The 10283-nt window shown below is 61.1% G+C and carries 11 protein-coding genes and 2 pseudogenes; 5 read left to right on the forward strand and 8 right to left on the reverse strand.

Annotated elements, in window-relative coordinates; all coding sequences use genetic code 11:
- Positions 1–160 precede the first annotated feature (160 nt).
- Positions 161–241: pseudogene (locus tag NKH83_RS31800) on the reverse strand (IS6 family transposase); the annotation flags it as partial.
- 491 nt (positions 242–732) lie between these two features.
- Between NKH83_RS31800 and NKH83_RS30985 the strand changes: the two are divergent.
- Positions 733–1260: a DUF309 domain-containing protein gene (locus NKH83_RS30985; protein ID WP_352808925.1), complete on the forward strand. Its 528-nt coding sequence runs from the start codon at positions 733–735 to the stop codon at positions 1258–1260.
- Between the two features lie 59 nt (positions 1261–1319).
- Here NKH83_RS30985 and NKH83_RS30990 read toward each other — a convergent pair whose 3' ends face one another.
- A complete protein-coding gene (locus tag NKH83_RS30990; RefSeq protein ID WP_352808928.1) occupies positions 1320–1784 on the reverse strand; it encodes a hypothetical protein in 465 nt (154 codons plus the stop codon).
- A gap of 356 nt (positions 1785–2140) precedes the next feature.
- On the opposite strand from NKH83_RS30990, the gene NKH83_RS30995 reads away from it, so the two are divergent.
- On the forward strand, positions 2141–2359 hold the full coding sequence (locus NKH83_RS30995) for a hypothetical protein (RefSeq protein WP_352808931.1): 219 nt from the start codon (positions 2141–2143) through the stop codon (positions 2357–2359).
- Between the two features lie 581 nt (positions 2360–2940).
- Positions 2941–3153 carry a cold-shock protein gene (locus NKH83_RS31000; protein ID WP_352615685.1) on the forward strand — a complete coding sequence of 71 codons (213 nt, stop codon included), beginning with the start codon at positions 2941–2943 and terminating at the stop codon, positions 3151–3153.
- Between the two features lie 235 nt (positions 3154–3388).
- On the opposite strand, the gene NKH83_RS31005 is transcribed toward NKH83_RS31000, so the two are convergent.
- Positions 3389–3859 (reverse strand): Ros/MucR family transcriptional regulator, encoded by a 471-nt coding sequence (locus NKH83_RS31005; RefSeq protein WP_352808933.1) that lies wholly within the window; start codon positions 3857–3859, stop codon positions 3389–3391.
- A 650-nt stretch (positions 3860–4509) separates the two neighbouring features.
- Here NKH83_RS31005 and NKH83_RS31010 point away from each other — a divergent pair.
- Positions 4510–4776 (forward strand): DNA -binding domain-containing protein, encoded by a 267-nt coding sequence (locus NKH83_RS31010; RefSeq protein ID WP_352808942.1) that lies wholly within the window; start codon positions 4510–4512, stop codon positions 4774–4776.
- A 108-nt stretch (positions 4777–4884) separates the two neighbouring features.
- On the opposite strand, the gene NKH83_RS31015 is transcribed toward NKH83_RS31010, so the two are convergent.
- A complete protein-coding gene (locus tag NKH83_RS31015; protein ID WP_352572257.1) occupies positions 4885–5037 on the reverse strand; it encodes a hypothetical protein in 153 nt (50 codons plus the stop codon).
- Positions 5038–5077: 40 nt separating this feature from the next.
- Between NKH83_RS31015 and NKH83_RS31020 the strand changes: the two are divergent.
- A pseudogene (locus NKH83_RS31020) lies at positions 5078–5272 on the forward strand (diguanylate cyclase domain-containing protein); the annotation flags it as partial.
- 1296 nt (positions 5273–6568) lie between these two features.
- Here the strand turns inward: NKH83_RS31020 and NKH83_RS31025 are convergent.
- Genes NKH83_RS31025 through NKH83_RS31040 form a run of 4 tightly spaced genes read right to left on the reverse strand, consistent with a single transcriptional unit; the run spans position 6569 to position 10128 of the window.
- Entirely contained in the window at positions 6569–7591 is a 1023-nt protein-coding gene (locus tag NKH83_RS31025) for a transketolase family protein (RefSeq protein ID WP_502895659.1), read from the reverse strand.
- Positions 7588–8427 (reverse strand): transketolase, encoded by an 840-nt coding sequence (locus NKH83_RS31030; protein WP_502895660.1) that lies wholly within the window; start codon positions 8425–8427, stop codon positions 7588–7590. The genes NKH83_RS31025 and NKH83_RS31030 overlap by 4 nt, the downstream gene beginning before the upstream one ends.
- 19 nt (positions 8428–8446) lie before the next feature.
- Positions 8447–9199: an SDR family NAD(P)-dependent oxidoreductase gene (locus NKH83_RS31035; protein WP_352808938.1), complete on the reverse strand. Its 753-nt coding sequence runs from the start codon at positions 9197–9199 to the stop codon at positions 8447–8449.
- A gap of 35 nt (positions 9200–9234) precedes the next feature.
- Positions 9235–10128, reverse strand: coding sequence for an amidohydrolase family protein (locus NKH83_RS31040; RefSeq protein ID WP_352691957.1), 894 nt, complete (start codon positions 10126–10128; stop codon positions 9235–9237).
- Between the last annotated feature and the right edge of the window lie 155 nt (positions 10129–10283).

Raw genomic sequence — 10283 nt, forward strand, 5'->3', positions numbered from 1 at the left:
CACCGTGGCCGACCTAGGCCTGACCGCGTCGGACTTCACCTTCGTTTGATCCAGAAAACCCATACGGAACAGCGCCCCGCCCCCCTGGGCGGGCGCTTTCCGTTTCCGCTACTTGCGATGGGCCGGGGCGCCCGGGAGCAGTCGCAGCGTGTACAGCTTGACGAAGCCGATACATCCATTGGCCGCGGACCTTGATGTACGTCTCGTCCGTATGCCACTTGCTGCCGACCGCACGCTTGCGTCAGCTTCGGAGCTCTGGTCACTTCGCCCGTTCTAGCCGGCTGAGCGCCGCTTCCTAGCTTGCGGGCTAAGCAGATGGCGCGGCGGCGATGAGGCACCAGCGCGCGAATCCCCGCTAGCAGCAGCCGCTCCGCAGTGAGACCCAGCTTCGTTCCCGTCATCAAAACTGCTCACGTTGAACGCCGGCGCGACTGGCTCCGGGCAGAGATCGATCCGAACTACCCTGGCGTCGCCTTCGGCCTTGCGACCGGGCTTGCTGCTCGCAGAAGCAGCGTCAGTCTTCGGTGCGCGAGTAGTCGGGCTTCAAGACGGTCAAGCGCTATCGGCGTCTGCCACCGAAGACGTCCGGCGTCGTGCGTGTACGGCGGAGGCTGAAATCTCAGGGATGGAAGGACCCAGCAGCCAATGCAGCGGTGTCCCATCAGATTCCATAGGACATGAATTGTCATCGACGTGCTTTCATGATTGCTGGGGTCTATGTCACGTCGTCGCTTGCTCCCCGAAAAGAATTTCCCGGGCTACGCATACCTGCCTGGCAAACATCCGCATCCGGTTCGCGACCCGCTGGGTCACAGTTACCAAAGCGACCCGGGGACCGTTGTTGCCGTCGAGGAATCACTCAGCTCAAACGGGTTCCGATGGGGTATCGACCTGTTCAATCACGGCTATTACTGGGAAGCCCATGAGGCTTGGGAGCCTCTTTGGCACGCTGCGAAACAAAGCACTCAGCATCGCCTTTTCTTCAAGGGATTGATCCTGTTGGCGGCGGCCGGGGTGAAAATCCGCGAGGGAAAGCGGGTCGCTGCCGCGCGCCATGCGGCGAGAGCTGCAGCGCTTTTTCGTCGGGTGGCGCCTCTGCCGAGCCGGCCCTTTGAGGCCGCACTCGGAATGACACCTGCCGCGCTCGCGGTACACGCCGAAACGGCCACAACTTTCCCGGCTGTTTTGCGAGAGCCGATGCCTGGCCAGCCTGAGCCCGTTTTCGATTTCATTCTCGCCCCTAAATCCGAGGGCGTCTGATAGGCAACCCCTACAGTACGGTTCAAGCCTCTGAGTTATTTGGGTGCACTGCCGGCCTGTCATGGACAGTTCGACAAGGGCAGCTTCAATCCTGGCGCAGTTGACCTTCGGCACAGCCCGGCGCTGGCGGAGCACCCATGGCAGGCGCCGCTTCCATCGTTCATCTCGCGGCAAAGCAACATCTTTCTGCCACCGCTTCTTCTTGCGGGTCCGTCTGCCTCAGTCGGTGCGTTCGATGCCTTCGGAACCGGCGCTTCCTCAACCGTCGCCGGCTTAGGAAGCGATACGTCGGGCGTGATCACGTCCTTGGCGTCGGGTACTGCTTCACCAACGGCGGCCATGGGCCGAGAACGGACATCTTCGCAAGGAACAATCGGCGCTTCAGCGATCGCACCTTCAGTCTTCGCTTCCGCGATATCGTTCGCGATGGCGGCCAGGTCGATGCCGGCCCAGATTGACTGTGGCCGCTTTATGAGCCCACGCTTCTGTTTTATCTCGACGACAAAGGGTCGCTGCTGCCTCATAGGCTCTCGGCGGACTTAGGAGAGTTGCGAACTCGTCTAGGCCGATCGCACGCTTTCGTCCACCCGCCCCCACGCATTCTCCAACGGTTTTCTAAGACGTTGCTGTCGTCCAAGCCACGACTGAAGCGGCTCACCGCTGAGGCCGGGGCCCACGCTCCCGATCTCTTGTCCTGCTGTCAGCATGACCGCCATAACGACAATATCGCCCACGCAGTCGCCTTTATTAGGCCCATCGCGAAGCCGCAAAATATTCAAAATGCAATGAAGATGGCCGCCACCCTTGTCCATGCTCGCATGTTCGCGTGTAAATCGGACCCGTCCAACGCATTTTTTGAATCGGTCACCTGCGACTGATTATGCTGCTGATGGTCCGCATGCCGGATGTCATGGGTGGCCGGGCACGGATTGCGCCCGGCAAGCGCTCGGCAATCCCAAAGCTGCACTTGGTGCACATCGCGTCGGCTTCCCTCCACCGATCAACCTTTAGTGTGGTTGAGAAATCGCAAGAGGTGGCGCTGACCAGGCTTGTTCCGCAGCCCTCGTTGTCGTTGATCCAGACGCTGGGTGGTGCATGAGGAATCGCAGCAGCGATCACCCACAGGATCAGGTCAGCTTTGCTGCGCTCGATTTTGTCGATGATCAGATCGGCCCCCTTCTTCGCGAGAGTGGGCGCTCTAATCAGCCTAGAACAGCCTGCCTGGTCAATCTCACGCGCGCCAACTGCCTCGCCGGATTGTAGAGCCTCTTGCGGGTGTTTTCTACAACAACCACCAGGGTCATCAAATCAAGCAGGAAGTCGTCGATCGCTTGGGCGGTTGTTCCTGACTCACCTTTGAACTAATCCAGCAAAACGCGCGCCTGATCGATCGCATCCGCGCTGGCCGCAGGATTAACGCTTCGATCCTCTTGACGATGGCGATCGTACGAGGTGCCGGCCCCCGATTCCTCATTGCAAGGTTCACCACGTGGTGCGTGAGTTTCGTCTGCCTTTGCGACTGCCGCTTGGTCGCGGCCAGTCCACTGGCTGCACGATGCGCTTACCACGGCGTGTCGCTCCGGGCCTTGCGGTCTTTCGCATTTGCTGCGTTATACTATGAACCGGCCCGGCATGATCGCCGAACCAAAACGTGTTGCGAACTTTACAAGGAATACGCATATGGCGACTGGAACCGTGAAGTGGTTCAACAGCACCAAGGGGTTTGGATTTATCCAGCCCGACAATGGTGGTCAGGACGTTTTCGTCCACATTTCCGCTGTCGAACGCGCGGGCCTCTCGACCCTCGCTGACGGCCAGAAGATCAACTTTGAGATCGAGCAGGACCGCCGCACTGGCAAATCCTCCGCTGGCAGCCTCAGCAAAGCTGGCTGATTTTTCTCCTGCCCCCCGGCAAGAGCCGGAAGTACGCGGCAAGTCCGGATGTACTGACGGCCGCTCGACAAGAGCGGGCGAGAATAGGGCTCGGCGCAGCAGATTGCTGCAAGCGGACGCGCTTCTTGTGAAACAAGGATGTTTGCAGTTGAAGGCGGGCTGTCCCCGCCTTCTCGTATTCTGCGCAGATGCCGACCGCAGCTGCGCGCTCCAGAACGAACCTCGAACGCTGAAATCAAGCTGCGACCTTCTTGCGGGTCCGCTTCGCCACTGCCGGCTCCGGCGCTTCCGGCGCTTTCGGTTTGCGGCCGAGCCCCATCGTCTTGGCCAATGCCGAGCGCGCCGCGGCGTAGTTCGGCGCGACCATGGGATAATCCGCCGCCAGGCCCCATTTGGCCCGATATCCATCCGGCGTCAGCCCATAGTGGGTCGACAGATGGCGCTTTAGCGATTTGAATTTCTTCCCATCTTCAAGGGAGATGATGTAGTCCGGTGTCACCGACTTCCTGATCGGGACGGCAGGCGTAAGGGCAACCGGCTTTTGTGCGGTGACGCCTGCGGCGGTGCCTTTCAGCGCCGCGTGCACTTGGCCGATGAGGGCAGGGAGATCCCCCACCGGGATCGGATTGTTGGAGACATAGGCTGAGACGACATCGGCCGTGAGCTCGATGAGGGTGTCGATGTTTTTTTCGGCTTCTTCTGTCATGAAACTCTCCAGGCGGCGTGAAACACAGTCGGCGAAGGGTCGCTTCATAGTGCCGGTCGCCGCTGAAAGCAAATACAGCTCGGCAGGACTATCGCGATGCTCGTCGGCACCGAGGACCATAGCGCTGCATCCGCCGTCGTGGGCGTGTTGATCTGCGCGCTGTCGGGCGGGCAACACGGAAGCGCCAAAGATGCTTTGCGCCACCCATGAAGCCCCAAAGTTGTCCTTTCGCAGCTCATGAAGCCCTCACGGATGCGGTGGCTAGACTTCGGTTCTTGACTTTCGATTTGACCTGCGCCCCGGCCAGCGCGCCCTCGGCAGGCGCTACGAACCCGAATACGGTGGTTGAACCGATGCTGAGCATCACGGTAATTCAAGCACAAGCTTTGCCTGTTAATCCTGTGGTCACAAACGACCTTGATGGCCAACAATGCGAAACCCGATGTGCGCGCCGCACGGTCTTGAGCTTTTTGCAATTCATCCCTAACTTGGGTCGAACCGCTCAGAAGATGCGCATATCGCCTCGAGCGGGCGCTTGCGGGTCATGATCTCGATGTTGTCTTAGCTACGAGGTTTCCCATCCGCTTGGTTAGGCTGTCGAAAAGAAACAATCGCTCTTCGATCACTTACTTCCGGAGCCCGATATCATGATGAAATATCCAGACGTTAAACCAGGGCTTAAAGAAGAAGTGCCCTGGTCTGACAGCCTGACCAGCTACGACCGTCAGCACTTCACGACCTACCTGAGGCTCCTGGATGCAGGTGCCGACGAGGCAAGCTATGAGGAGATGGCGCAGGTCATCCTCGGCATCGATCCGGTGCAAGAGCCGGAGCGGGCCCGGAAAACTGTGCGAAGCCATCTCGATCGGGTGAACTGGATGGTGACGACCGGTTACAAGGAATTGTTCGTCGGATGAGGGCGAACAGGCGGCGACACGCTCCGCTTGTCAGATGTGGTTACGGCGTCCGCGACAAGAGGGGTCTGACGGTCGGGGCTGCGGGAATTAGGTTCAAATTGAAAGACCTCAGTTCTTTGCTCCATCATGACGATCGACCAGATGGCCGGCGACCGGTGCGAGCACCAGACCCGCCACGCTGGACGACAGCAATACGAGGTCAACCACGCCCGACTGGACGAAGGCGAATGCGACACACTGCTCCTGATCGATCCGAATCACTTCTCCTTAATCAACGACAAAACACGCACATTCCAAAGGTGACCAGGCTTTGGTTCGAGTCGCAAAGGCGCTCGTGTATCTAACACGCCCAGGAGACTCGACCGGCCGTCTTAGCGGAGAAGAGTTTGGGGTCTTGTTACGCGACGTGCGCATAGAGCAGGCAGGTACAATTGCGGAAAACATACGCCGTCTTGTCGAGGCGAGTCCCATGGCGAAAGGGCAACAGGACGGCTGAAAGTGACTGTCAGCATTGGAGGCGCGGAAATCTCTCCAATGCAGATGCTCAGGACGTCCTTCGCACTGCCGGACGGTGCCTTTTTGAAGCAAAACAACATGGACGAATCGTGTTTCGTTCGACTATGAAGCCGCCATGTTGCGGGTCGTGACGCCCTAACCTACCCCTGGCCCAGCCCTGACGCCGGCAGAGTATCGCGTGAATGGGACCTGCCTTCCAACCGATTGCGGATGCACCAACAACCCGGCCACGCTCCACGTGTCACAGCCTGGGGCCCATTTTTCAGGTAACCGGCAATTCGTTGGAGTCCGTTCCCCTAAGTGACGCAAAAAGGCCCGCCCCATTGTCTGGGGCAGGCCCTTTGACTTGCGCGGTACTCAGAACCTTGCCGCTTCGCGAAAGATAATATCGAATGGTAAACATCGACTGAACGTCCGTGCCGCTTCGGTGGCCTTGGGTTAGGTGCGGCCCCTGTCCTGTTGCTTGGCGAGATCGGGGCGGCTGATGCCGGCTCAGTGCGACGCGGACTTCGTGCAAATCCCAACAATGCTGCCCCCGCATCGATCACCGCAAGCAGATTGGCCAACTAAATGTCATCCACTGCAGCGCAAATTGGTTGCTCGCCGGCCGACAAATGCTGGGAGGCACTGCATGCGCGCGCTCGCGCGGACCTGTGGTGAAAGAATTGGCGCCCGGCCGCGATTGATCAAAGTTGGGCCTGCGGACCGAGTGTCACCGCTTGCGATCGTAACATTGATGCGATCCGAATTTACTCTTTGGCTCGCGCCCAAGCTGGACGCTCAAGGATGCCGCGTCTTCGCCGATATCCTGACGCTTCAGCCCGGCGACCGGTGGCGCAGAGAAACCTCACGAACGCGAGCCGGATCGCGAGCCAGATCGAAGATGAGCTTTCCACCCCTGCATGGTACCGGAGTAGGAAGATGGGGATCGTCCACTGATGGCCGCCGATGAACTGGTAGGCTTGGGTCATCTCACCTTCGACCAAACCGGTGCCGTGACACCCATTCCGAGAACAGGCGAGCCGCGCGTCGGTCCATATGCCGCAAAGGACAGACGAGCCAACATCCCGAAACTTGCGCATCTGAACAGGAGGCCGGTGGTCAATCAGTACCGGGCAGGATGTGCAGATTGACAGGCATAGGGAAGCCCAGGTTCTCAGTCCACAACGCTGCACAATCGTTAGGCCGGGGTGACGAGCGCGACAACCGCGGCGGGGTTAGCCAGCTCACAGTTCAAGTCGATGGCTCAACCGTTGCATGGGAGAGCTTTTGCTTCTCATTCGCTCCAAGTGCGGACGCGGCGCACGAGCTCGGAAGTTGAGATCCCGTAGCGATCGTGAAGCGTCGGCAGCGCGCCAGCGTCGAGGAACTCGTCGGGCAGGGCGATCTGCCGAAAGACTGGGGCCACTCCCTCCCGCATCAGCAGCGCGGCGACACCTTCGCCCAGCCCACCGACGATGGTGTGGTTCTCGGTCACTATCACTAGCCGGCCGGGACGGCGCGCAGCCGCAAGTATCGTCTCCGTGTCCAGAGGCTTGATCGTCGGAACATGCAGAACGGCGCAGCCGATCCTGTCGGCTTCAAGCGCCTTCGCCGCCTCCAGCGCGCGCATGGTCATGAGGCCGCTTGAAATGAACAGCACATCCTCACCCTCGCGCAACAGGCATGCCTTGCCGATTTGGAATGTGTAATCGTACTCGTTGAGCACGACAGGGACCTTGCCGCGCAAAAGCCGCATGTAGACCGGCCCGTTGTAGTCCGCGATCGCCTCCGTGGCCTGTTCGATGTCGAGCGCGTCGCAAGGGTCGATGATCGTCAGGTTCGGCATCCCGCGGAAGATCGCGATGTCCTCCGTCGCCTGGTGGCTGGGGCCGTAGCCGGTCGTCAGCCCCGGTAAGGCGCAGACGATCTTCACATTGAGTTTCTCCTCGGCGATCGCCATGCAGATGAAATCGTAGGCCCGCCTTGATGCGAAGACGGCATAGGTCGTAGCGAAGGGCGTAAAACCCTCCCGCGCCAGGCCGGCGGCGGCGCTCATCAGCACCTGCTCCGCCATGCCCATCTGATAGAAGCGGTCCGGATGCTCCTGCGCGAAGACATGGAGATCGGTGTATTTCGCGAGGTCTGCCGTCATTCCGACGATCCCGGGCCGCTGGTGCGCCAGTCTGGCCAGTGTGTGCCCGAACGGCGCATTGCGTGTCGGTACGCCATCGGGCGCGATCGACGCGATCATCGCCGAGGTGGTCTTGCGCTCACCGGCATTGGCGGCGTGGCGCGGCGCGAATTTTGACAGCCTCACTGTGGGCGTCCCTTCTCCAAAGCTTCGAGCGCCAGCGCCCATTCATGCGGTTCGACGCGGATGAAATGCGTGATGTCGCGGGTTTCCAGGAACGGCACGCCCTTGGCCATGCGGGTATCGCAAACGATCACACGCGGACGAGGCTCCTTCAGCCCGCGCGCCAGGTCGAAGGCCACGCGGACCGCTTCGATGTCGTTGCCGTCGACGCGCTGCGCGTGCCAGCCGAACGCCTCGAACTTGTCTGTCACCGGCTCGGAGGAAAGCATGGCCGTCGATGGACCGTCGGCCTGCTGGTTGTTGAAGTCGACGATGGCAATGAGATTGTCGAGCTTGTGGTGGGCCGCCGACATCGCCGCTTCCCAGGTCGAACCCTCGCCGAGTTCGCCGTCGGACAGGAGGTTATAGACGAAACTGTCGCTCTGCTTGCGCCTCAGCCCCATGCACATACCGACAGCGATGCCAAGGCCGTGACCGAGCGAGCCGCCGGTGATCTCCATGCCGGGCGTGTATGCCGCCATGCCGGACATCGGCATGCGGCTATCGTCGCTGCCATAGGTCTCGAGCTCTTCCTCCGGTAGCACGCCCGCTTCGATCAGCGCCGCGTAGAGCGCGATGGCGTAGTGTCCGATCGACAGCAGGAAGCGGTCGCGTCCCTCCCACAGCGTGTCGTCCGGCCGGTAGTGAAGCGCATGGAAATAGGCGACGGCAAGCACGTCGGCGATACCCAGCGCCTGTCCGACGTAACCTTGGCCCTGGACTTGACCCATCCGGACGGCATGTCGGCGGATACGATAGGCTCGTTCGGCCAGGCTGACATTGCTGCCAGCGCGAGGCATCTCAAGATCCGGTGTCCTCTCAGCCATGGATCAGCATCCCACCGTTGACGTCGATCACGGCGCCGGTGATGTAGCTGGCCAGATCGGACGCCAGAAAGAGATAGGCGCCGGCGACGTCGCGTGCGTCGCCCAGCCGGCTGAGCGGGATTCCCTTGATGATGTCGGCGCGCATGGCGTCGGTCAGTTTGCCGCCCGTGATGTCGGTCTGGATCAGGCCCGGCGTGACACAGTTGACGCGGATGCCTTCGGGACCGAATTCGCGCGCCATGGCCTTGGCAAGCCCCAGAACACCCGCCTTGGCAGCCGAATAGTGCGGGCCACCGAAGATGCCGCCGCCGCGCTGGGCCGAAACCGACGACATGCAGATGATCGAGCCACCGCCATTTTCGCGCATGTTCGGGATGAATGCCTGGCTGAGATAGAGCACGCCGCGTAGGTTGACATCGAGCATGCGGTCCCAGTCAGCCGGGCCGATATCCAGTGTCTTTGCGGGCTGCGTGATCCCGGCAATGTTGCACAGCACGTCGACCTTGCCGAAGGCTTCGGCCACTTCGGCAGCAGCCCTCTTGCACGCATCGAGGTCGGCGACGTTACAGGCGAGGCCAATGTGCTCGGGCCCAAGCGACTCGGCGGCGTCACGGGCCTGTTGCTCATCGAGGTCAAGAATAGCAATGCGCGCGCCTTGCTCCGCCATCAGCGATGCCGTGGAGCGGCCTATCCCCCGAGGGCTCGCGGCCCCTGAAATCACCACGGCCTTGCCCTTCAGCAACATGTCGAACTCTCCTGCTATTTCTCTTTGCCGGTGATCTAAAGTCGGTAGAACCGGGCAGCGTTGTCATGGAACAGCGCGAGCCGCTCCTCGTGCGGGTAGGCGATCGTAATTTCCTTGAAGGCGTTCAAAATGGCGTCGAAGCTCGAGAACAGCTTGTCGACGGGGAAGTTCGTTGCGAACATCGAGCGGCCGACGCCGAAGGCTGCGATCGCCTCCTCGACATAAGGACGAATCGAGGCCGTGGTCCAAGTCCAGTCGCCCATGCCGAGGCCCGAGATTTTGCAGGCGACGTTCGGCGCTTGCGCCAACTGGTGCATGCCTTTTTTCCAGGCGCCAAAATGCTCGGCGCCGTCGACCTGCATGCCGGTGTGATTGAGAATGATCTGGACGTCGGGAAAGTCGCGCGCGAGTTCGAGGAACTCGCCCATCTGGGGATAGTAGAGCTGCAGGTCGAAGCTCAGCCGTCGCTTCGCCAGCTCCCGGAAACCACGCCGCCATTCGGGTGTCCGGCTCACCTCCGGCCGCGCCTGATATGTCTTAGCGGCGTCGGGATGGTAGTTCATCGACTGCCGAATGCCGCGGAAGTTCTGATGTTCCATGTGGCGGTCGAGGAGCTCGCCAACATCGGGTCTAGACAGGTCGGCATAGCCGACGATGCCGTGGGGAAACCCCCGCTTGTCGGCGATCTCCTGCAGCCAGCGCGTCTCCCCAACCGGATCGCTGGGATCGAACCCCACATCCAGGTGCACCGATTTTACGAGGTTCTGGTTCTTGCCGTCCTCAAGATAGTCCTCGAGAAGGTAACTTTTTCGGATCGCCTCGTAGTCACCGAAGGCTGACGGCTTAACCCCGTCGGTCAGCCACGGATAATAATTGGCCTCCAGATCCCACAAATGATGGTGCGGATCGATGAACGGCAGCTCGGCCACGGTCGGGATTCCTTGCTTGAGGTCTGGACCCCCCCCCCCCGCCCGGGGGGGGGGGGGGGGGGGGGGGGTTGGGGGGGGGGGGGGGGGGGGGGGGGGGGGGGGGGGGGGGGGGGGGGGGGGGGTGGGGGGGGGGGGGGGGGGGGGGGGGCGGGGGG

This window comes from Mesorhizobium sp. M0909 (assembly GCF_040319515.1).
Classification (GTDB): domain Bacteria; phylum Pseudomonadota; class Alphaproteobacteria; order Rhizobiales; family Rhizobiaceae; genus Mesorhizobium.

Coding starts and splice junctions, on each gene's coding strand:
- NKH83_RS30990 (WP_352808928.1), bottom strand. CDS start 1,784: ATGAGGCAGCAGCGACCCTTTGTCGTCGAGATAAAACAGAAGCGTGGG.
- NKH83_RS30995 (WP_352808931.1), top strand. CDS start 2,141: ATGCTGCTGATGGTCCGCATGCCGGATGTCATGGGTGGCCGGGCACGG.
- NKH83_RS31000 (WP_352615685.1), top strand. CDS start 2,941: ATGGCGACTGGAACCGTGAAGTGGTTCAACAGCACCAAGGGGTTTGGA.
- NKH83_RS31005 (WP_352808933.1), bottom strand. CDS start 3,859: ATGACAGAAGAAGCCGAAAAAAACATCGACACCCTCATCGAGCTCACG.
- NKH83_RS31010 (WP_352808942.1), top strand. CDS start 4,510: ATGAAATATCCAGACGTTAAACCAGGGCTTAAAGAAGAAGTGCCCTGG.
- NKH83_RS31030 (WP_502895660.1), bottom strand. CDS start 8,427: ATGCCTCGCGCTGGCAGCAATGTCAGCCTGGCCGAACGAGCCTATCGT.
- NKH83_RS31035 (WP_352808938.1), bottom strand. CDS start 9,199: ATGTTGCTGAAGGGCAAGGCCGTGGTGATTTCAGGGGCCGCGAGCCCT.